The sequence below is a fragment of the Nonomuraea sp. NPDC049625 genome (assembly GCF_040675285.1).
GTDB classification, from domain to species: Bacteria; Actinomycetota; Actinomycetes; order Streptosporangiales; family Streptosporangiaceae; genus Nonomuraea; species Nonomuraea angiospora_A.
Map to the genome: position 1 here is coordinate 1 of NZ_JBFAOQ010000037.1, position 20,751 is coordinate 20,751.

The 20,751-nt window shown below is 72.4% G+C and carries 22 protein-coding genes; 9 read left to right on the forward strand and 13 right to left on the reverse strand.

What is annotated here, in order from left to right; translation table 11 throughout:
- Window positions 1-132 (forward strand): hypothetical protein (locus tag AB0J87_RS62480; protein WP_363985359.1); only part of this gene is annotated, 132 nt, incomplete at its 5' end.
- Window positions 102-605 carry a cellulose binding domain-containing protein gene (locus tag AB0J87_RS62485; RefSeq protein ID WP_363985361.1) on the forward strand — a complete coding sequence of 168 codons (504 nt, stop codon included), beginning with the start codon at window positions 102-104 and terminating at the stop codon, window positions 603-605. The genes AB0J87_RS62480 and AB0J87_RS62485, both read left to right, overlap by 31 nt.
- A gap of 116 nt (window positions 606-721) precedes the next feature.
- Here AB0J87_RS62485 and AB0J87_RS62490 read toward each other — a convergent pair whose 3' ends face one another.
- Both AB0J87_RS62490 and AB0J87_RS62495 read right to left on the reverse strand, forming a co-directional pair.
- Window positions 722-2,191 carry an SDR family oxidoreductase gene (locus AB0J87_RS62490; protein ID WP_363985252.1) on the reverse strand — a complete coding sequence of 490 codons (1,470 nt, stop codon included), beginning with the start codon at window positions 2,189-2,191 and terminating at the stop codon, window positions 722-724.
- 78 nt (window positions 2,192-2,269) lie between these two features.
- Window positions 2,270-2,920, reverse strand: coding sequence for a hypothetical protein (locus tag AB0J87_RS62495; protein ID WP_363985254.1), 651 nt, complete (start codon window positions 2,918-2,920; stop codon window positions 2,270-2,272).
- 153 nt (window positions 2,921-3,073) lie between these two features.
- Between AB0J87_RS62495 and AB0J87_RS62500 the strand changes: the two genes are divergently transcribed.
- Window positions 3,074-3,505 (forward strand): calmodulin-binding protein, encoded by a 432-nt coding sequence (locus AB0J87_RS62500; RefSeq protein WP_363985256.1) that lies wholly within the window; start codon window positions 3,074-3,076, stop codon window positions 3,503-3,505.
- A gap of 101 nt (window positions 3,506-3,606) precedes the next feature.
- Window positions 3,607-4,284 (forward strand): response regulator transcription factor, encoded by a 678-nt coding sequence (locus AB0J87_RS62505; RefSeq protein WP_363985258.1) that lies wholly within the window; start codon window positions 3,607-3,609, stop codon window positions 4,282-4,284.
- Between the two features lie 3 nt (window positions 4,285-4,287).
- Here AB0J87_RS62505 and AB0J87_RS62510 read toward each other — a convergent pair whose 3' ends face one another.
- Window positions 4,288-5,577 carry a HAMP domain-containing sensor histidine kinase gene (locus AB0J87_RS62510; RefSeq protein WP_363985260.1) on the reverse strand — a complete coding sequence of 430 codons (1,290 nt, stop codon included), beginning with the start codon at window positions 5,575-5,577 and terminating at the stop codon, window positions 4,288-4,290.
- A gap of 175 nt (window positions 5,578-5,752) precedes the next feature.
- Between AB0J87_RS62510 and AB0J87_RS62515 the strand changes: the two genes are divergently transcribed.
- The gene (locus AB0J87_RS62515) at window positions 5,753-6,118 is read left to right on the forward strand and encodes a hypothetical protein (RefSeq protein WP_363985262.1); all 366 of its coding nucleotides are present in this window, start codon (window positions 5,753-5,755) and stop codon (window positions 6,116-6,118) included.
- A 168-nt stretch (window positions 6,119-6,286) separates the two neighbouring features.
- On the forward strand, window positions 6,287-7,474 hold the full coding sequence (locus tag AB0J87_RS62520) for an MFS transporter (RefSeq protein ID WP_363985264.1): 1,188 nt from the start codon (window positions 6,287-6,289) through the stop codon (window positions 7,472-7,474).
- 22 nt (window positions 7,475-7,496) lie between these two features.
- Here the strand turns inward: AB0J87_RS62520 and AB0J87_RS62525 are convergent, their stop codons facing one another.
- Genes AB0J87_RS62525 through AB0J87_RS62540 form a run of 4 tightly spaced genes read right to left on the reverse strand, consistent with a single transcriptional unit; the run spans window position 7,497 to window position 11,790 of the window.
- The gene (locus AB0J87_RS62525) at window positions 7,497-10,001 is read right to left on the reverse strand and encodes an FtsX-like permease family protein (protein ID WP_363985266.1); all 2,505 of its coding nucleotides are present in this window, start codon (window positions 9,999-10,001) and stop codon (window positions 7,497-7,499) included.
- The gene (locus AB0J87_RS62530; protein ID WP_363985268.1) at window positions 9,998-10,690 is read right to left on the reverse strand and encodes an ABC transporter ATP-binding protein; all 693 of its coding nucleotides are present in this window, start codon (window positions 10,688-10,690) and stop codon (window positions 9,998-10,000) included. The genes AB0J87_RS62525 and AB0J87_RS62530 overlap by 4 nt, the downstream gene beginning before the upstream one ends.
- Complete coding sequence (locus AB0J87_RS62535) at window positions 10,687-11,196, reverse strand: PadR family transcriptional regulator (protein WP_350742052.1); 510 nt, start codon at window positions 11,194-11,196, stop codon at window positions 10,687-10,689. The genes AB0J87_RS62530 and AB0J87_RS62535 overlap by 4 nt, the downstream gene beginning before the upstream one ends.
- A 57-nt stretch (window positions 11,197-11,253) precedes the next feature.
- Window positions 11,254-11,790 (reverse strand): nuclear transport factor 2 family protein, encoded by a 537-nt coding sequence (locus AB0J87_RS62540; protein WP_363985271.1) that lies wholly within the window; start codon window positions 11,788-11,790, stop codon window positions 11,254-11,256.
- 121 nt (window positions 11,791-11,911) lie between these two features.
- Between AB0J87_RS62540 and AB0J87_RS62545 the strand changes: the two genes are divergently transcribed.
- The 3 genes from AB0J87_RS62545 (at window position 11,912) to AB0J87_RS62555 (ending at window position 14,072) form a co-directional block, all read left to right on the forward strand.
- Entirely contained in the window at window positions 11,912-12,805 is an 894-nt protein-coding gene (locus AB0J87_RS62545; RefSeq protein ID WP_363985273.1) for a LysR family transcriptional regulator, read from the forward strand.
- Between the two features lie 86 nt (window positions 12,806-12,891).
- Window positions 12,892-13,401, forward strand: coding sequence for a SigE family RNA polymerase sigma factor (locus tag AB0J87_RS62550; RefSeq protein WP_363985275.1), 510 nt, complete (start codon window positions 12,892-12,894; stop codon window positions 13,399-13,401).
- A complete protein-coding gene (locus AB0J87_RS62555) occupies window positions 13,401-14,072 on the forward strand; it encodes a hypothetical protein (RefSeq protein ID WP_363985277.1) in 672 nt (223 codons plus the stop codon). The genes AB0J87_RS62550 and AB0J87_RS62555 overlap by 1 nt, the downstream gene beginning before the upstream one ends.
- A 9-nt stretch (window positions 14,073-14,081) precedes the next feature.
- Here AB0J87_RS62555 and AB0J87_RS62560 read toward each other — a convergent pair whose 3' ends face one another.
- The 6 genes from AB0J87_RS62560 to AB0J87_RS62585 are packed head-to-tail and all read right to left on the reverse strand — an operon-like array spanning window position 14,082 to window position 20,670.
- Window positions 14,082-15,152 (reverse strand): NADH:flavin oxidoreductase/NADH oxidase, encoded by a 1,071-nt coding sequence (locus AB0J87_RS62560; RefSeq protein WP_363985279.1) that lies wholly within the window; start codon window positions 15,150-15,152, stop codon window positions 14,082-14,084.
- A complete protein-coding gene (locus AB0J87_RS62565; RefSeq protein WP_363985281.1) occupies window positions 15,149-16,120 on the reverse strand; it encodes an amidohydrolase family protein in 972 nt (323 codons plus the stop codon). The genes AB0J87_RS62560 and AB0J87_RS62565 overlap by 4 nt, the downstream gene beginning before the upstream one ends.
- Window positions 16,117-16,563, reverse strand: a complete 447-nt coding sequence (locus tag AB0J87_RS62570; protein ID WP_363985283.1) for a hypothetical protein — start codon at window positions 16,561-16,563, stop codon at window positions 16,117-16,119. Before AB0J87_RS62570 ends, AB0J87_RS62565 begins: the two co-directional genes overlap by 4 nt.
- Before the next feature lie 24 nt (window positions 16,564-16,587).
- Complete coding sequence (locus AB0J87_RS62575; protein WP_363985285.1) at window positions 16,588-17,781, reverse strand: FAD-dependent monooxygenase; 1,194 nt, start codon at window positions 17,779-17,781, stop codon at window positions 16,588-16,590.
- Window positions 17,778-19,175 (reverse strand): MFS transporter, encoded by a 1,398-nt coding sequence (locus AB0J87_RS62580; RefSeq protein WP_363985287.1) that lies wholly within the window; start codon window positions 19,173-19,175, stop codon window positions 17,778-17,780. The genes AB0J87_RS62575 and AB0J87_RS62580 overlap by 4 nt, the downstream gene beginning before the upstream one ends.
- Window positions 19,176-19,206: 31 nt before the next feature.
- The gene (locus AB0J87_RS62585; RefSeq protein ID WP_363985289.1) at window positions 19,207-20,670 is read right to left on the reverse strand and encodes an aldehyde dehydrogenase family protein; all 1,464 of its coding nucleotides are present in this window, start codon (window positions 20,668-20,670) and stop codon (window positions 19,207-19,209) included.
- Between the last annotated feature and the right edge of the window lie 81 nt (window positions 20,671-20,751).

Sequence of the window (20,751 nt, forward strand, 5' to 3'; positions counted from 1 at the left end):
CGCCAGGTCAGCAACGACGGAACCCGGCGCGTGCTGGCCAAGAAGCTCGGCAACGGCGACGTCGCGGTCGCCCTGTTCAACCAGGGCGGCAGCACACCACGATCAGCACCACCGCGTCCGCGATCGGCCTGACGGGCGATTCGTTCACCCTGCGCGACACCTGGACGAACGCCGCCGGCACCAGCACCGGCACCATCTCGGCCGCCGTGCCCTCGCACGGCACCGTCGTCTACCGGGTCAGCGGCGGCACCACCTCGACACCGACGCCCACCCCCACGCCCACGCCGAGCGGGTGCACGGCGACGTACCGGCTGGTCAACGACTGGGGCACCGGCTTCCAGAGCGAGCTGACCGTCACCAACAACGGGCCGTCCGCACTCGACGGCTGGACCGTGAAGCTGACCCTGGCCGGCGGCCAGACCATCACCAGCCTCTGGAACGGCGTGAACACCGGCACCACCGGCGCGGTCACCGTCAAGAACACCCCCTACAACGGCAGCATCGCCGCCAACGGAACGACCACCTTCGGCTTCACCGCCAACGGCAACGGCTCGACCGCCCCCACCGGCGTCACCTGCACGACCCCGACCTCTCAAGGAAGGTAAGCGACCCACGCCGACGAGTGGCACTCCCGGCCGCCTTCGTCGTCGCATCGTCGACGGCCGGTGCCGGCCACCGGTGAATCGGCCGTGGCGGCGGCCCGTACCTCCCGCCGGGGGTCCTACGCGGGCACGGCCTTTCGCCGGGCGGCGGCCGCCGCCACGTTGACGGGCATGCGCCCGAAGATCAGGCCGTGGAAGGGGCTGATCGCCCACCAGTAGAGGTGCCCGAGCAGGCCGTGCGGATGGAAGATCGCCCGCTGCCGGTAGAAGGTGCTACCGCCGGAGCGGGAGACGCTCAGTTCCAGCCAGGCCAGGCCCGGCAGTCGCATCTCGGCGCGCAACCGCAGCAGGCGGCCGGGCAGCACCTCTTCCACCCGCCAGAAGTCGAGCGTGTCGCCCGTCCTCAGCCGGTGTGCGTCACGCCGCCCGCGGCGCAGCCCGACGCCGCCGAAGAGCCTGTCCAGCAGGCCGCGCAGGTGCCAGGCGACCGGAAGGGAGTACCAGCCGTTGTGACCGCCGATACCCTCGATGACCTGCCACAACGCCTCGGGGTCCGCGTCCACCCGGAGGCTGCGGCAGTCGATGTAGAGGCTGCCGCCCGCCCAGTCGGGATCGGTCGGCAGCGGGTCGCTAGGGGCGCCGGGTGTGGAGGCCGAGGACCAGCGAGTGGCGACGTCCGCCTCCTTGATCTTCTTGAGCGCCAGTGAGACGGCCTCGCGGAAACCGATCAACCCGTCCTCCGGGTCGGTCACGTAGCGAGCGATGTCGTGCTCGCCGCAGATCCCCTCATTGCGCAGTGACTCGACCAGCGGCCGCGCGATCCCCGACGGGACCGGGGTGACCAGGCCCACCCAAAGGCTCGACAACCTCGGGGTGAGCACCCTCACGGGAATGATCGCGCGGTGGGGCAGACCGGCCACGGACGCGTACCCGTGCATCATGTCGGCGTAGGTCAGCACGTCCGGGCCGCCGATGTCGAAGGCACGGTTGACCTCGTCGGGCACGCTCGCCCAGGCGGTGAGGTAACGCAGCACGTCCCGTACGGCGATGGGTTGCGTGCGGGTGTGCACCCAGCGGGGCGTCGTCATGACCGGCAACCGTTCGGTCAGGTATCGCAGCATCTCGAACGACGCCGAACCGGAGCCGATGATGACCGCGGCCCGCAGCACCACCGCCGGCACGCCTGCCCGCAGGAAGATCTCGCCCACCTCCGCCCTGGACCGCAGATGAGGGGAAAGCCGCTCGCTGGGGACGAGCCCACCGAGGTAGACGATGCGACGCACCCCCGCCTGCTCGGCCGCCGCCGCGAACGTCTCGGCGGCCCTGCGGTCGTTCTCGGCGAACTGTCCTGCCCCGCCCATCGTGTGGATCAGGTAGTAGGCCACCTCGATGCCGTCCAGGGCCTCCCGGGTCTGTCCGGGATCGGTGGCGTCCGCCTTGACGACCGACGTCCGCGCCACCCAGGGCAGGTCCCGCAGTCTCTCAGGGGATCGTGCCATGCATCGGACCTCGTGACCTGCCGCGAGCAGTTCGGGGGCCAGCCGGCCGCCGATGTAGCCGGTCGCCCCGGTGACCAGACAACGCGCCATCTCCGCACCCTCCGCTGTAGGGTGTGCCCTCCGGGGCGGGATACCCAGCCGATCGGGACATAACCGCACGTCAGAGCGCTACGAGTCGCGGGCGCGCCGCAGCACCGGCAGCCCCGTACCGGAGTCGAGCACGAGGCGGTCTCCAAGCGGCCGGGCGAGCGTGACCGTGGTCGTGGCCGTCTTGAGTATCGCCGGGCAGGGCTTGCCCGAGCCGGAGTCCTCCTCGTCCACGTCGACCACTACCAACTGTCCGGTCTCGTAGGCGCGTGCCCCGTGAACGGTGTCGCAGGCGCCGTACCCGTAGCGGAGCAGCAGCTCTCTTGGCTTGCCGGCGACGAGGCCGAACGCCATCACCTCTTCGACGCTCCCCTGCACCCGCTCGGGACGGGCGGTGACGGCCGAGGGGTCGACCGCCACGTGAACCTTCTTCTGCTCGACCCCCTCGACGGTGAACATCCAGGCGGGCACCTGGATCGCGCCTCGGCTGGTCTCCAGCGGGACCTTGCCCAGCCTGGCCCCGGTCACCCGGAGGAGGCGGCATCCCTTGGCCGGACACTCCTCTTCGATGAGACCGGCCGGTTTGCTGAACTCCGCGTACGCCCGCTCCGCCGTGATGAGCGGCACCTGCGAGACCTCGCCGTCCGGCCATCGCACCTCGGCGCGGGCCGGGGAGCCGGTGGGCAGCCTGGCGGCCAACCGCCAGGCGCCGTTGTGCGAGCTCCTGTTCACCCAGGCCGGGATTTCAGCCGGAGGCGGCGATTGAGACCGTTGCACGCGGTGACAGCGTTATCACTGTGACGGCAGGGGACGCCCTCACCCTCCTGTGATTACTTAGCGCATGGAAAAGCTACTCACAGTAATCGTACGAGGTGAAAGGTCTCCATGCGCAGCATCCTGACCAGGACCGTCACGGCAATCGCCGCCATCGCGACGCTCGGCTTCGCCGCCCCCGTGCCCGCCCAGGCAGCGGCCCGGGCCTACTTCGAGTTCACCGACTTCACCCAGGCACGGTTCATCGTCGAAATCACCGACCCCGACAAGATCCAGCACGCCCGCGACCTGCTCAGCGGCGCCACCGCGGACAGGCCACACGTCATCGGACGCATCGTGCCGCGCCCCGCTCCCTACAACCCTCGCTGGAGCTACCAGCTGCGGTCCGAGACGATCGACTTCTTCGACGTCGCGATCGAGGTCTGCGACGCGACCATCCCCTACGTCGAGGAGAACCTGGACGAGGCCGGCGGGGCGTTCCTGCCCGGCTATGTCTGGTGCCCCTGGTCTTCCCGGCTCGTGCGCGAAATCCCGACGGCATAGGCCCTGACGTCGTCTGCCATCGCGGCCCCCGGGAGAAGCGGTCCGGGGGCCGCCCGCGCAGCTCGACCGCCCTTGACGACGCAGCCCGTACCATCGGGCGCATGACGTGCGTGCTGGTCGTGGAGGACGACCTGGTCATCCGGTCCGAGCTGGTCGAGGCGCTGGCCGCCCAGGGTTACGAGGCGGAGCCGGCCGCGGACGGGGCCGAGGCGCTACGGGCGGCGGAGCGGCAGCAGCCTGATCTCGTCCTGCTGGATCTGGGGCTGCCCGACGTGGACGGGGTGGCCCTGTGCCGGCGGCTCCGGGCAAGGGCGCCGGACACGGTGATCGTCGTGCTCACGGCCCGTACCCAGGAGTTCGAGGTCGTGGTGGCGCTCGACGCGGGTGCCGACGACTACCTGACCAAGCCGTTCCGGCTGACCGAGCTGATGGCCAGGATCCGCGCCCACCTGCGGCGCCGCGGACCGGCCCAGGGGGAACGGCTGCTGACCGCCGGGCGGCTGCGGCTCGACCTGCCCGCCCGGCGCGCCTACGTCGGGGAGGCGGAGGTGGCGCTGCGGCCCAAGGAGTTCGATCTGCTGGCGGCGCTGGTGAGCCGGGCGGGCGAGGTGGTGACGCGCGAGCAGCTCATGGACGAGGTGTGGGACGAGAACTGGTTCGGTCCGACCAAGACCTTGGACGTGCACGTGTTCGCGCTGCGCCGCAAGCTGGCCGAGCACGGCGAGGGGATGGAGCGGATCGTCACGGTGCGGGGGCGAGGCTACCGCTACGAGCCATGACCATCACCTGCCGCGGCCGGGCAGCAGCAGGCTGAACAGCGGCGGTCTGGCCCGGCTGAGCACCAGCCTGCCGCCTTCGGCCTCGGCCAGCGAGCGGGCCAGGGCAAGGCCGATGCCGTGGCTGTCGCCGCTGGACCTGACGAACGGATCGACGCCCTCGGCCACGCCCGTCCCGTGATCGCCCACCTCGATGGCCAGCCCGGGGCCGACGTCGGAGACGGTGACCGCGACCTCTCCGTGGCCGTGACGTACCGCATTGTCGACGAGTACGCGCAGGATCTGCCGGACGGCCGCGGGCTGAGCCGTCGCCGGCGGCAGTTCCGGCTCCACGGTGATCGTCAGGCGGCGGCCGTGCTCGGCCAGCGGACCGTGCCACTCCTGCCGGACCTCCTCCATCAGCCCGCCGACGTCGAGGTGCTCGGCCGGCACGCGGCTGTCGCGGCTGAGTCGTACGAGATCGTCGATCACCTCCTGCAGCCGCTCGCCCCTGCTCAACGCGGCCCGTACCGCCGGAACCAGGTCTGCTCCGGGGCGGGACAGGGCGGATTCCAGGCCGAGCAGCAGGCCGGTCAGACCTGTGCGGAGCTGATGGGAGACGTCGGCGCTGAAGGCCCGCTCGCGCGACAGTACGGCCCCGAGGCGGCGGGCGGTCGACTCCAGGGCCTGCCCGGCCTGGTCGGCCTCGCGCAGGCCGGAAGGGGAGGCGCGGACGCTGAAGTCGCCGCCTCCGAGGGCCTGCGCCGCGGTGGTGAGCCGTTCGAGCGGTGCGGCGAGCCTGGCCGACTGCCGCACGGCCGCGCCCGCGGCCAACGCGATCACGATCAGCGCGAGTCCGCCCAACAGCAACCATGCCTCGTGAACGCGCTCCTCGACCTGCGCGTTCGGTGTCGCCACCCGGATGACCACGGCGGTGCCCTCGTCGGAGGGGACCGGCGCGGACACGGCCAGGAAACCGCCCTCGACGGCGTCGTGGACGCGTCCGTCCTTGCTGGAGACGGTCAGCCGTGAGTGGGCGGGACCGTCGCCGAACAGCCGGGCGCCGGTCACGTTGTAGCCGCCGATGGCCAGGTCACCCGACATGCCCGTCGGCAGTCTCAACGGCGTCCGCGGCTCGTCGGGCACGGCGGCGGCGACCCAGGCCGCGTCGCGTTGCAGGGCCGCCACGGTCTGGTCGTGGAAGAGCAGGCTCACCGCGACCGCCAGCGGCACCAGGAAAAGCGCGACGGCCAGGGCGGTCACGCTCACGATCACCACCAGCACCCGCCGCCGCAGCGGCACGCCCCGCGCTGTCACCCCTCCAGAGTGGCAGATACAAGGTAAACGCCCCGCTAACCCGCTGTCGGGGACCCTCGCCGCCCGGCTTCGGACCAGGATTAACCCCGCGTTATGAATGGCCGAACCTTCCGCTGTCCCACGTTTGCGCAGACTGACGGGGTCAGTACGACGTCAATGCATCGGAGATATTTCAATGCGTAAGTCCATGCTCATCCCCGGACTCGCCACCGTGGCCGTCCTCGTCGCGGGCGGCGGAGCCGCCGCGTTCGCCTCCTCCACCGGCCAGAGCCCCGCCCCCGCCTCCACCCAGTCCTCCGCCGCCCCCGCCGAGAACGAGGCCGCCACGCCCCAGGAGAGCGCGGAGCCCGACGAGGGCACCAAGGAAGACGAGCAGGGCCAGACGGCCGAGGCCGAGGACGGCGACGACGACCAGGCCGGCGAGCAGGCCGAAGCCGAGGACGGCAACGACGACAACGGCCAGGAAGGCAAGCAGGGCCAGGCGGACGACCAGCACGAGCAGGAGGGCAAGGGCGACGCCTCCGAGCCCGAGGACGGCTGAACCAGGCGCCGGGCACCCCCCGCTCGGGTGCCCGGCTCGGTCGTGGGCGCGCGGCGGCCGCAGGAAGATCTTTGCCTGTCTTCGCGCGTTCGCCGTGTGCCCGGGGTATTGCCCGCGCCATCATGCCGCATGCCATATGCGCAGCTCAGGGGCCGATTTCCCGCCGAAGTGGGACGTAACGGCCTGCTGGTCATCGCCGCCCGGGCACTGCGGACCTTCGGGTACGGATGCACCAGCGTGCTCCTGGCCGAGTTGCTCGCCCAGGACGGCGACGCACCCTGGCAGACCGGGCTGCTGCTGGCCGTGGCCGCCGCCGGTTCGGTGTTCGCGAGCCTGATGCTGGGCCTGTTCGCCGACGTGTGGGGACGGCGGCGAACGCTGATCGCGTGCGGCTGCCTGATGGCGGTGACCGGCGTCGTGTTCGCATTCAGCGAGTCCTACCCCGTGCTGGTCGCCGCCGCCTTCATCGGGACGATCTCGCCCTCCACCAACGACAACACCCCGTTCTCCGGGGTGGAGCAGGCGATCCTCGCCCAGAACTGCCCCCCGTCCCGCCATACGGCCATCTTCACCTGCTACAACGTCACCGCCATGGCATCCGGCGCGCTGGGCGGCCTGGCCGCCGCCGCCCTCGGGCTCCAGTCGTGGACATCGGCCCCGGACGCCGCCTTCGCCCTGTACGCGGTCCTGGCGGCCGGCACCGTGACGCTGTTCTGGCACCTGTCGCCGCAGGCCGAGGCCCCCGAGACCGCACGACCTGACCGGAGCGTGCACCGCGTGCGGGTGCCGGGCCAGGTCCGCCTGCTGGCCGGGCTGTCCGCCCTGGACGCCCTGTCCGGCGGGCTGGCCGTCCAGGCCGTGCTGGCCTGGTGGTTCGCCCACCGCTACGGCGCCACCACCACGCAACTGGGCCTGGTGTTCTTCGCCGCCAACCTGCTGCCGGCCCTGGCCCAGCTCACCGCGCCGCTGCTGGCCGCCCGGCGCGGCCTGCTGGCCACCATGCTCCTTCCGCACACGGCGGCCAACCTGCTGCTGGCCTGCATCCCGTTCGCCCAGAACCTCGCCACCGCCGTCACCCTGCTGCTGCTCCGCCAGACGGTCTCCAAGATCGACGTACCGGCGCGGCAGGCCTTCACGGCCGCGGTCGTTCCCACCGCGCACCGCACGGCCGCCGCCAGCATGACCAGCATGGCCCGCAGCATCGCCGTCTCGGCCGCTCCCATCGCCGCCACCACGCTGCTGACCGGCACGCTGGCCGCGCTGGGAGCTCCGCTGCTGCTCGGCGCGGCCCTGGGCCTCGGCTACGACCTCGCCCTCTGGCGCGCCTACCGAGGCGCGCCCCTGGCCGAAGGATGAGCGACCGTCCAGCCGGTCGGTGTCACAGGAGCCGGCGGGCGAGGGGCAGCCTGGTCCGGGTGATCAGCGCCGCCGCGCTCGCCAGAACGGGCAGCCCGACCACCACGGCGACGAGAAACGGCCACGGTATCGCGATCGTGGCGGGATCTCCGGCGCCGTGCGTCGTCATCGGCCGGGTCAGGGCCAGGCCCGTCACCGTTCCCGCGAGCAGCCCCACCAGCGCGCCGAGCCCGGAGATGTAGAGGGCCTGGCCCGCCACGACCGCCCGCGACATCCTGGGCGGGGCGCCGATGGCCACCATCGTCGCCCGCTCGGGCCGCATGTCGGCGGCTGCCAGGCGGGTGGCGGCCAGCGTGCCGCCGACGACGAGGACGAGAGCGCCGCCGAGCCAGCGCCACAGGCCGGGGGCGGGGTCGGGCATGTTGCGGTAGCCCTCCTCGGAGGCGACCGTGACGCGGGGGGTCACCTTGGCCAGATCACGCGCCAGCGTCGAGTTCGCCGACGGCCGGTACATGGCGTAGAGCTGGCGCTCCGCCGTCGCGAAACCGGCCTGCTCCACCAGGGCACGCGGCAGCAGGGCGCCCCCCTGGTGCTCGTCGGCGGGTGTGGCCAGCACCGCGGGCACGTCGAGCTTGCGCGCGGGGCCGGACGTGGAGCTCGCCCGCAGCGCGAGTTTGCCGTCCCGCAGCGCGGCCGGGTCGAACACCACGGCCTTCCCGCTCGCCAGCGCCGCGGCCGCCTGCGGATCATGGCGCCCCTGCAGGAGCCTGAGCAGGGTCTGGTCTCCGACGGCCACCGTGCGACGCGTGCGGGTGCCGTTCCATCGCACCGTGTACCGCAACGCGTAGCGGTGGCCCTTGGCGTCCTTCACCTGGTAACCGGCGGCCAGCGGCACGCCCGGCAGCTGGCGGGCGGCTTCGGCGCGAAGCCTGCTCCAGGCCGGATCGCCGATGTTTCCGGCCCAGATCGCCAGCATGCCGGTCGGGCGCGCCGAGGTGTAGGCGTTGCGCTGGTCCATGTACTCGCTGTACGTGCCGATGCCCACCGCCACGACGGTGGCCGTAACCGCCATGACCGCCGCCACCGCGCTCGCCGTACGGGATCGGTGGCGGACCGCGTCACGTACGGACATCCGCAGCGGGAGCCGCAACCGCCCGGCCAGCCGCCCCGTCCAACGGACCAGCCACGGCGTCAGCACCACCAGCCCGAGCAGGACCAGCACGGCGGAGGCGAGCACCCACACCGAGCCCGGCTGGCGCCGCGCCACCACGGTCGCCCCCAGTCCGGCCAGCACCAGCGCGGCCCCCGCCAGCGGCCATCCCGGCCGATCGGCCACCGCGGGCGTCCGGCCGGCCAGCACCGCCGCGCTGTTCTGCCGAGCCGCCTGTACGGCGGGCACCAGCGCTGCCACGATCCCGGTGAGCAGGCCCAGAGCGGCGACGGCCAGAACCGGCGGCCACGGCACTTCCGGCGGGCCGACCTGTCCTCCCCATCGCGCCATGATCGGGGCGCCGAGCGTTCCCGCCCCGATGCCCAGCACCGTCGCCACGAGGGTGGCGGCCCCGCCGAGAACCAGTCCGTCGGCCACCACGATCGTCCGCAGTTGCGCGGCCGAGCCGCCCTGGGCCGCGATCTCGGCCAGTTCCCGGCGCCGCCTCCTGAGCCCGACCGCGAAAGCGGGCCCGGCCAGCAGCACGGTCACCAGCACCACCATGATCACCATGGTGCCGATCCCGACCGTGGACTGGACGTCGAAGCCCGAGTCACGAGTCCACGAGCGACGGTCCGTCATCATGGCGCGCGAGGTGACGTACAGACCGGCGCTGTTCAGCGCGCTCACGCGGGTCCAGGACACGGGCTCGGCGGTGTCGGCGAGCCATCCGGTGCCGTTCTCGCGCGGAGACCAGAACTCATTCACCGACGCCAGCGGGAGATCGGGACCGACGACCTGCCGCAGAGAGGGCCGGTTCGGGTGCTCGACCACGCCCACCACCGTCAGCGGCGCCGCGCCGGACGGCCGCAGCAGATCGCCGGGCCGCAGGCCGAACGCGGAGGTCACCGCGACCTCGCGGGCGGCCGCGGGCAACCTGCCCTCGCTCAGTGTCCGCATCCCCTTGGTGAGGGGATCGCGCAGGTCGGTCCGCAGCGCCTCGACCCGCTCGGTCCCCAGTTGGAGCACACCGGCATCGAACGGGATCACCCGGGTGCCCGGTCCGAGCAGCGCCCCCACCTCGGCGGCGCTGCGCCGGGGCACGGTCGCTCCGCCGCCGCCCCCGCTCCAGCTCGTCCCGTTCGGCTCCTGGCGAAGCACCGTACCCTCGGGCGCCTGCATGAGGAGGGCATCGGCCGCGCCGAGCTCGGCCACCAGCCCCTCCCGCGGGCTGACGCTCATGGTCGCGGTGAGGGTGAGCATCGCCGTGATCACCAGGACAGGCAGGCCGATCATCACCATGATGAGCGCGCTTCGCCCCCGGGAACGCCACGCGTTGCGGCGGGCGAGGCGCAGCGCGACCAGAACGGCGCTCATCGGGCGCTCTCCAGCGGCACGTCCGTGGAATCCGCGACCATCCCGTCACGCAGGAACACCACCCGGTCGGCCCAGGCGGCGTAGCGCGGCTCGTGGGTGACGAGCAAAACCGCCGCGCCCGCGTCGCAGCGGGCGCGTAAGACCTGCAGGATCTCATCGCCGGTGCGGGTGTCGAGCGCGCCGGTCGGCTCGTCGGCCAGCACCAGGCGCCGCTCGCCGACCAGAGCGCGGGCGATCGCGACCCGCTGGCGCTGGCCGCCGGACAGCTCGTCGGGGAAGCGGTCGGCCAGCTCTTCCACGCCGGTCTCCGCCAGCACGACCATGGCCTCCTCGCGGGCGAGGCGTGGGCGCGCGCCGTCGAGCTCGCGCGGCAGCATCACGTTCTCCACCGCCGTCAGCGACGGGATCAGGTTGAGGTCCTGAAAGACGTAGCCGACGCTGCGCCGCCGTAATGCCGCCAGGTCGCGTACGGCGGCCAGGTCCTGATCGTCGACGTGCACCGTGCCCGACGTGGGCTGCTCCAGCCCGCCCACGAGGTTGAGCAGGGTCGACTTGCCCGACCCGGACGGGCCCATGACCGCGACCAGCTCCCCCGCGTCGACCTCCAGGCTCACGCCCTTGAGAGCGTGTACGGCTGTCGCCCCTTCGCCGTGGACTCTGGCCACCTCGGCCAGCCGTACGACCGTCATGTTTCCTCCTTGAGAACGGCCTCGCAGTGGTCCAGCCACCGTTGCTCGGCCTCGGCCCGGAAAATCATGGAATCGAGCACCAGCCGCTGAGCCGCGCCTCCCGTCACAGCTCGCTTGGCCTTGGTCAGCTGCTGGAGAGCGCGCATGGTCGCCGTACGCTGCCGGCGGATGACCTCGGCGACGTCCACCTCCTTGGCCTCGACGGCCATGGCCAGCTTGATGACCAGCTCGTCCCGCGGCCGGTCGGACTGGACGATGGGGGTGCTGAACCATCGCGCCAGCTCCGCCCGGCCGGCCGCGGTGAGCGTGTAGGCGACCCGGCCCTGTTCGTCCGACTCGCCCGGCTCGACGAGGCCGTCGCGCTCCATGCGGGACAGCGTCGCGTAGACCTGGCCGATGTTGAGCGGCCAGGTCGCCCCGGTCGAGGCCTCGAACTCCACCCGCAGCTGATAGCCGTGCCGAGGCCCTCTGCTGAGCAGCGCCAGCAGGCCGTGCCTGATCGACATGGATACTAAGTATGCATATGCAGTATGCATCGCTCAAGCGGATCCGCCGCATTCGGCTCAGCGCGGCCGGGGTGAAGGCGTCGCCGGGGAGCCGAAGATCGCTGTGGGGTCGCCGGTGTACCAGGCGTTGTCGATGCGCACGCGGCGGATGACCCAGCGCTCGCCGTCGCGGACCAGGTCGACGTCATAGGGGTTCTTCAGCAGGGCGAAGACGGCGTGGTCGGCGGTGAGCAGATGCTGGGCCTCCACCAGGGCCGTCAGCCGCGCGGTGTCCCCGTCCACGGCGATGCGGGGGTTGGTGACCTGGTGGGTGGTGTCCACCCGGCCGGTGAACATGGTCAGGATGGTGCCGACGATCGTGTCCCGCCCGGACATCACCGGCGGCCGGCCGCCCCACTTGGCGGCGGCGGGGCGGAAGTCGAGTTCCGCCCCGGCGGCGAAGGCGGAGGCGAACAGCGACTTGTCCTTGAGGTCCTGGCCCAGGCCGAACCGGTACAGCGCGTCGAGGATCTCGGCGCGGTCCCGAAGCTCCCGTACCAGTGCGTCCGGGTCGTTCGCCGGGGTGGCGACGGCGTGGTCGGCGGTGACGTACATGGCTTGCTCCCGTGCAGGTCAGAGGGTGTCTGGCGGGTACCACTCTCGTCCCGGGGCGAAGGGCGATCAACGCGGCTCTGTGGAAGGATCGTGAAGCGACAGTTAACGATCTGGAGGTGACGTGCTCGAGCGGCATGAGCTGGAGGCGTTCCTGACCCTGGCCGAGGAGCTGCACTTCGGCCGTACCGCCGAGCGGCTGCGCGTGTCCACCGCCCGGATCAGCCAGACGATCGCCAAGCTCGAGCGCCGGACCGGGGTGCCGTTGTTCACCCGTACCAGCCGCCGGGTGGAGCTGACCCCGGTGGGGCGGCGACTGTACGAGGAGGTCCGGCCCGCCTGGGACCAGATCGCCGCCGCGTTCACGCGGGCGATCGACACCGGTCGGGGCCTGACGGGCACCTTGCGGGTGGCCTTCGTCGGCGCGGCGGGCGGGCAGCTGCTCGCGGGGGCCGCCGAGCTGTTCCAGCGGCGGCTGCCGGACTGCGAGGTGCGGCTTCGCGAGGCGCAGATGGTCGATCTCATGCCCTGGCTGCGCGACGGCCAGGTCGATCTCGCGCTGGGCACGTTCCCCATCGACGAGCCGGACATCGCCACCGGCCCGGTGCTGGTGTCCGAGGCGCGCATGCTCGCCGTGCCGTCCGGGCACGCGTTCGCCCGCCGTACGTCGGTCTCGCTCGAGGACCTGGCCAGGGTCAAGCTCCTCCAGCTACCGGACACCCTGCCCGTCTCGCTGCGACAGGACCGCACCCCCGGCGTCACTCCCTCCGGACGGCCGATCGAGCCGGGTCCCGCGGCCTCGACGTTCAACGAGATGCTCACCCTCATCGGCGCCGGCCACGGCGCCTTCCCCGTCGGAGCCCAGGCCAGGCGCTACTACGCACGCCCCGACGTCGCCTACGTCCACATCAGCGACGCGCCGCCGCTGCGATGGGGACTGCTGTGGCGGTCCGACGGCGCCACCGCCCGCGTCCGCGCCTTCGCCGAGGCCGCTCACGACCTGGTCACTTCCGCCTGAGCGACCATCCATCGGCCGGCGTGTTGCAACCTGCGCCCGGGCCGGACGCATCTCCTGGGGTGTGAAGTCATCTATCGGGGAGACCAATGAGCCTTGACGAGGAGTACACCGCCTATGTGAGTGTCCGGCTGTCCTGGCTGAGGAAGATCGCATACCCGTTGTGCCAGGACTGGCACCGCACCGACGATCTGGTGCAGGCGGCGATAACGCGGCTCTACGTGAAATGGCGCCAGGCACGGGCCGCGGACGACCTCGACGCCTACGTGCGCACGATGCTGATCCGGGTCTTCCTCGCCGAACAGCGAGGGAGCTGGTTCTCCCGGGTACGGCTGACGCCCACTCCGTCCGACCGGCCGGCCGAGGGCGGCGACCGGGACCTGGTCATGGACGTCAACCGGGCTCTGGCCGCCGTTCCCGCCCGCCAGCGCGCCACCCTCGTGCTGCGCTTCCACTGTGACCTGAGCGTGGAGCAGACCGCCCACGCGCTGGGCTGCTCCACCGGAACCGTCAAAAGCCAGACCGCGCGCGGCCTGGCCACCCTGCGCTCGCTGCTCGACGCGCCGGAGTCCCGTCTCGCACGTACGGAGGAATCGTGATGGATGTCAAAGAGGTGTTCGACTCGCTGGCGCGCCAAGAGGGGCCGCCGAGCACGACGAACGTGAGCCGGGCCATGGCGACGGGACACGCCCGGCGCAGACGCCGTCATGCTGCCGTCGCCGCGACGTCGGCGGTGGGGGCCGCCGCGGCCGTTCTCGTGGCCTGGCCGGTTCACCCGTGGTCGGAGCGCCAGAACAGCATCGTCGCCGCCCTGCCCACCGCGCCGTCCGCCATGGTCACGATCACGGTCACGCCACGGCCCGGCAGGGGATTCGCGGAACTCAAGAAGAAGCATCCCCCCAAGGGGACGATCGCCTCCGTACCGCCGCTGATGATGTGGGTGAGCGACGCGCCCCGCAAGGGTGAGCTCTTCCTGTGCGAAAGCGGCCCGAACGGTAGCTCCTGCTCCGGTTTTCCGCCGCTCACCAAGGAGTTCGCCCGTATCCAGGGCAAGCTTCGGGGCAAAGCCGTCTGGTTCGGTGTCGCCAAGGACGACGTTCACGGGGTGACGGCCGTCACCAAGGACGGGCGGAGGCTTCAGGCGAACCTCGCCCGGAATGTCAGCCCGGGGCTCGGGCTCTGGGCCATCGAGTATCCCCCGGGAACGGACGTGCTGAGGCTCGTCATCACCGACGCCAAGGGGAAGACCTTGCAGAAGATCGCCGTGTGACGACCTGATTCAGACGGCACGCAGGTACTGCCGCGGATAGCGGTCCCGGAGGGTGGCCGGTTCGAGGCGCGCGGCCGCGCGCAGCGGCCACGACGGATCGCGCAGTGCCTCCCGCCCCAGGAGGACGACGTCGGCGGAGCCCTCGCCGAGCACGGTCTCGGCCTGGTCCGGGTCGGTGATCAGGCCGACCGCGCCGACCGGCAGCATCGCCTTGTCCCGCACCTGCCGGGCGAACGGGACCTGGTAGCCGGGGCCGACCGGGATCCGCTGGTCCGGGTCCAGCCCGCCGGTGCTGACGTCGAGCAGGTCCACTCCGCGGTCGTGCAGGAGCCGGGCGAGATCGACCGTCTCCTCCGGCGTCCAGCCGCCGTCCACCCAGTCGGTGGCCGAGACCCGGACGAGCAGGGGGCGCTCGGCCGGCCATGCCCCGCGCACGGCATCGACCACCTCCAGCAGCAGCCGGACCCGGTTGTCGAAGCCGCCGCCGTAGCGGTCCGTCCGCCGGTTGGCGCGCGGCGAGAGGAACTGGTGCAACAGGTATCCATGCCCGGCATGGATCTCGACGACGTCGAAGCCGGCCGCGGCCGCGCGCCGGGTCGCGGCGGCGAAGTCCGCCACGATCCGGTCGAGGTCGGCGGCACTCGCCTGTGCGGGTGTGGCATAGCCGCGGTAGGCGAGCGGCGACGGCCCGAGCGCGGTCCAGCCGCCGTCCGCCGCCGGGATCGAGCCGCTCCCGAGCCCGGGCGGAAACGTCGACGCCTTGCGTCCGGCGTGGCCGAGTTGCACGCCGATCGGTGTGCCGTGCGCGTGCGCGAACGTCGTGATCCGCCGCCAGCCCGCGACCTGCTCGTCCGACCACAAGCCGGTGTCCCGCGGGCTGATCCGCCCCTCCGGCGAGACCGCGGTGGACTCGGTGAGCACCAGTCCGAAGCCACCCGTCACCCGGGCGCCGAGATGGACGAGGTGCCAGTCCGCCGGTACGCCGTCCGGGCCGGCGCTGTACTGGCACATCGGCGACAGCCACACCCGGTTCGGCAGGGTGAGCTCGCGCAGCGTCAGCGGGCTCAAGAGCGTGCTCATGCCGGCAACCCCAGGAACGCGCGCGCGTTGACGGCGAGCGTGGCCACGTCGAGGCCGCCCGCCTCGGCGAAACCGACGGGGTCGCGCTGCGCCATGTCGAAGGGATAATCGCTGCCGCACACCACGGCCTGCTTCCCGGCCTTCGCGGTGAGCAGGCCGAGCAGCGCGCGGTCGTGGGTGACGGTGTCGAACCACAACGAGCGCACGCTCTCGCCCGGCGGCCGGGCCGAGTCGCGCCGCACGTCCGCGCGGGTCCGCCACCCGTGGTCCCAGCGGCCGAGCAGGCCGAGCGCGCATCCGCCGCCGTGCACGAAGCAGATCCGCAGGTCCGGCAGTTGCTCGACGACCCCGCCGAGCAACAGCGCCGCGACCGCGGTGGCCGTCTCGACCGGGTTGCCGACCAGGTTCGCGAGGTAGTGGTCGCGCCACTCCGGGCGCGGGAGCTGCATGGGGTGCACCAGCACGGACAGCCCCTCCGCGGCGGCGACGCCGAGGACGTGCCGCAGCACGCCGCGGTCGAGCGAAGCGCCGGCGAGCACGGGCGGGACGGCCACCCCGGCGACCCCGGGCAGCGCGGCGAGCCGCTTGAGCTGCGCCGTCGCCGTTTCCGCGTCGTCGAGGGACACCAGGCCCAGCCCGGCCAGGGCCCCGCCCGAGCCGCTCACGACCTGGGCCAGCGCGTCGTTGAAGGCGTCCACGTACGGTGCGGCGGGGCCGGCGACCGGGAAGGCGAACGGAGGAGCCGAGAGCACCCGGACCCCGATCCCGGCGGCGGCCATGTCGTCCAGGATCGCGGGCACGTCGCTCATCGCCCGGGTCGGGATGGACAGCGGGACGTCGCCGAGGTGGAGTTCACCGTCGCGGTCGTGCAACGGGCCGTACGGCGCCCCCGGCGGGAGGTCGAACAACTCGGGCGGCAGCCAGTGCGCGTGGACGTCGATCGGGCCGTCCGCGAGGGGACCGATCATCGAACGGCCCCGGGCAGCGGGAGCGGCGCGTTCGCGCTGTCGAGGTGCTCCACGGTGGTGAAGACGAGGTCGGTGTCGCCGATGTTCTCGATGTCGTGCAACAGGTACTGCCCCGCCCCGAAGGCGAAGTGCCGTGTCTCACCGGCGGAGTAGGAGACCTCGCGCGTGGTCCCGTCACTGGTGTGCTGGCGACTGCGGCCGGCGTTCACCGCGGTCCAGAAGTAGTCCAGGACGTGCCGATGGGCGTGCCAGCGCTCGCCGGGCGCGAGCCTGATCTCCCAGACCCGGACCCGGTCGTTCGCGCTGAGCAGCCTCGAGCCCACCTCGCCGTCGTGGGCGTGCGCGTCGAACTCGGCACGCAGGTCGTCGGACCAGCCGTCGAAGCCGGTGGCCACCAGGTCGCCGGCCAGCGGCAGGTCGGACAGGAAAGCGGTGTCGGACATCTCATCTCCTCATCTGGTTGTGTGTCAGCGGCCGGGGCCGTAGAGCCCGAAGCGCAGGCTGGGGTCTCCGGGCGTCCAGGTGTTGTGGACCTGCGAGCGTTCCCCCATCGCCACCACGCGCTCCAGCAGCCTGGCGCTGAGTTCGAGCTGCCCGGGCTCCCATTTGCGCAGGGCGGCGGGGATGTCGCCGTCGGCGGCGGCGAGGGCGTCGGCGAGCGCCCAGGCGTCCGCGGCCGCCTTGGCGGTGCCCGCGGCGGCGTGTGGGCGTGCCGCCGCGGCCGCGTCGCCTACCAGGGCCACCCTGCCGTCGGCCATCCGCGTGGAGCGGATGTCGGAGACCACCTGGATGAAGGGGTGTTCGGTGGCCGTGATGACCTCGGCCGCGGCGGGCGCGAGCAACCGGGAGGCCGCCTCTCGCATGTCCTCGACGTAGCGGTCCTGGACCTGGCCCGGGTGCAGGGACACGGTGCCGGTGAAGCCGCGCTTGTCGATGAGCATCTCCGCGAGCTGTCCGCCTGCCGGCACGTTGCGGTACCAGACGTAGTTCATCAGCCGGTCCCGCTGGCCGGTGCCACGCTCGCCGGGGATCGGGTAGAGCGTGATGTGCGAGTGCGGCACCACGCTGTAGGAGATGGCGTCGCCGAGCAGGGCGCGGGTCGTCCCGCTCAGCTCGTGCTCCGGTACGGTGCCCCGCCAGCCGATGTAGCCGGAGTATTCGAGCCGGGCGCCGGGATCGAGCAGGGGACGGCCGGTCGAGGTGATGCCGTCGGCGAAGACGACCAGCTCGGCCTCGGCCCGGCGGCCGCTGACGAACCGGACGGTGGCGTGCTCGGCCTCCTGCGCGACGCCACAGGCGAACTCCCCGAGGTGGTAGTGGTCGGTGCCGAAGTCCGCGAGCAGGCCCCGGTAGAAGGTGCCCCAGGAGGTATGGGTCCAGCGGCGCCGATCGCGGTGCACGATCCCGTTGTCGCGGTCGAGGTACTGGACGTACTCCGTCGCGGTGCTCAGAGCGTCGAGGCTCTGCGTACTGCGCTCGGTGAACCACCGTACGGTGTCGGGCTGCAGGACGATCCCGCCGCCCCGCCCGTCCAGCGGGGTGGGGGTGCGCTCGAACACCTCGACCGAGAACCCGAGGTCGCGCAGCAGCAGGGCGGCGGTCAGCCCGCCGATGGATCCGCCGATGACGGCGGCGCGGGCACCTTCGTAGCGGGACGTCACCGGGTCTCCTCTCCGGCGCTGACCGCGTCGCGGTCGGGATGGCTCGACGGGGCGGCGGGCACGGGATCGTCCGGGAGCGGGGCGCCGCGGGTCTCGGGGGCGGCGAACAGCGCGAGCGAGCCCAGCAACCCGACGGCGACGACGCACGTCGTGGCGAGCCCGAGGTCCCCGCCGAACCAGGAGGCGGCGACGACGCCGGCGACCAGCGGGCCGCTCGCGGTGATGTAGCGTCCGATCCCGTTGTAGAGCGCGATGCCGGTCGCCCGCACGCTCGGCGGGAAGAGCTCGGGTCCATAGACCAGGATCCCCGACAGGGCGCCGTACAGCCCGAACCCGACGATCGGGATGACCAGCAGGAACGTGGTGTGGGTGTGGGAGAAGGGGAACAGGAACGCCACGCTCGCGCCGGAGATCGCGAAGCTGGTGGCGAAGGCCCTGCGGCGGCCGATCACGTCGGCGAGGAAGCCCCAGCTGGCGTAGCCGAGGATGCCGCCCGCGTTGAACAGCATCGACGCGACCGCGACGCGCTCGTTGGCGACGGCGGCGGGCAGGTCCGCGGCCGCGGCCGCCTGCCGGATCACCTGCGGGTACCAGGTCGAGACGCTCCAGAAGGCGACCAGGGAACCGGTGGCCAGCCCGGTCCCGATCAGCGTGTGCCTCAGCAACGGGCGGGTCAGCAGCCGCCGCAGCACGAACCGGTCCTGCGCGGTGCGGTGCCCGCGGGCCTTCCGCTCCCGGCGCGCGGCGATGCTGCCGCTGATCTCCGGCGGCTCGGGGACGTGCCGGCGGATGAAGTACACCAGCAGCGCGGGGATGACGGCGATGCCCATCATCAGCCGCCAGCCGTGCCCGCCGAGGACGGCGTAGGCCAGCGCGGCGATGAAGAAGCCCATGGCGTAGCCGGACATCATCACGCCGGATGCCCGGGCCCGGTAGCGGTTGCGCCAGGCCTCGGCGACCAGCGCGGTGCCGACCGGAGCTTCCACGCCGGACCCGAGGCCGGCGATGAACCGGAACACGCCGAGCTGCCACCAGGTGTCGGCGAAGGCGGCCAGCGCGGTGAACACGGCGTACGTGATGATGCCGGCCGACAGCACTTTGACGCGTCCGAAGTGGTCCGCCAGCATTCCGAACAGGATGCCGCCCGTGCCCCATCCCAGGAGGAACAGCGCGACGGTGAGGCCGCCGTAGAGGCCGATGCTTCCGGCGTCCGCGGCGATACCGCTGTGCGGCAGCAGCTCGGTCATCGCCGGGCCCAGGACCAGCCCGTACAGGCTGGCCGCGAACCCGTCGAGGGCCCAGCCCATCGTCGTGCCCGCCAGGACCAGCCACTGCGTGCGGGTGATCTCGGCGCGCCAGTGGCCGGGCGGTGATTCGTACGATTCTTTCGGCATGGACCTTCTCCTTGGCCGGGGGGTGCGGAGGTCAGTTGAGGCGGCCGGGCGTGTCCGCGCCGTACCAGTCGACGTCGTCGGGCGCGGTGCGGGCCACGACGGTCTTGATCCAGGTGAAGTCGTCGAAGGACTCGGCGCCCGCGTCGCGGCCGGTGCCGGACTCCTTGATCCCGCCCCAGGGCAGCGAGGGCTCCAGGCGGTGGTGGTCGTTGACCCAGACCATCCCGGCCGCGATCCGGTCCGCGACGCGGTGTCCGCGGGCGAGGTCGCGGGTCCAGACGCCGGCGCCGAGGCCGTACCGGTTGTCGTTGGCCTTCGCGACGGCGTCGGCCTCGTCCTCGAACGGCACGACGACGGCGACCGGGCCGAAGATCTCCTCCTGCGCCACCCGCATGTCGTTCGAGGCGCCGGCCAGGACGGTGGGGCGGACGAAGAAGCCGCCGCTCAGCGGCTCGGGCAGATCGGGGACGCCGCCGCCCGCGACGAGCCGCGCGCCCTCCTCCACACCCACGGCGATCATCCGCAGGACCTTGTCCCGTTGCGCGGCGCTCACCATCGGGCCGAGCTGGGTGCGAGCGTCGGACGGGGCGCCGATCCGGATCGCCTCGGCACGGCGGGCCAGCGCCGAGACGAAGCGGTCGTGGACGCTTCGCTGCACGAGGAACCGGGATCCGGCCACGCAGGACTGGCCTGCCGCGACGAAGGCCGCGAACGCCGCGCCCTCCGCGGCCACCTCGGGATCGACGTCGTCGAAGACCACGATCGGCGTCTTGCCGCCGAGCTCGGCGGTGACGCGCGCGAACCGCGCCGCGGTCGCCACGGCGGCGGCGCGCCCGGCCTCGGTGCCGCCGGTCAACGTGATCTTGGCGATGTCCGGGTGTCCGGTGAGCCGCTCGCCGACCTCGCGACCGCCGGTCACGACGGTGACCACGTCCTCCGGCAGGCCCGCCTTGTGCAGGAGGCCGACCAGTTCGAGCGTGGACAGAGGGGTCAGTTCGGACGGCTTCACCACGACCGTGTTGCCCGTGGCCAGGGCGGCGGAGAGGCTGCGCGCCAGGATGAGCAGCGGGTGGTTGAAGGGCGTGATGATGCCGCAGACGCCCAGCGGCGCCCTGCGCTGGTAGGTGAGGTAGGGGCCGTCGGACGGCAGCACCGCGTCGCGCTGTGCGGCGAGCAGGCCGGCGTTGTAGCGGAACCACTCGGGGACCCGGGAGAGCTGGGCGCGCGTCTCGGTGACCGGCCGGCCGTTGTTGCGGGTCTCCAGCCGGTACAGCGACTCCGCGGCTTCCTCGATCACGTCGGCCGCGCGGAGCAGCAGCCGGCCCCGCCGGCTCCGGGTCAGCGCCGGCCACGGCCCGTCCAGGAACGCCGCCCGCGCCCGGCGGATCGCCGCGTCGACCTCGCCGGGAGTGCTGTCCGGCACCGTACGGATCACGGCGCCGGTGGCCGGATCGATGATCGGCCGGTCCCTGGGTTCCTCGGGGGAGTTCGACATGCCATGACCTCCGGTGGTGCGACTTCGATGAACTCAGTGTTACGGCGAAGTGTCGCCACGACCATGTTCGGAGTGACACTG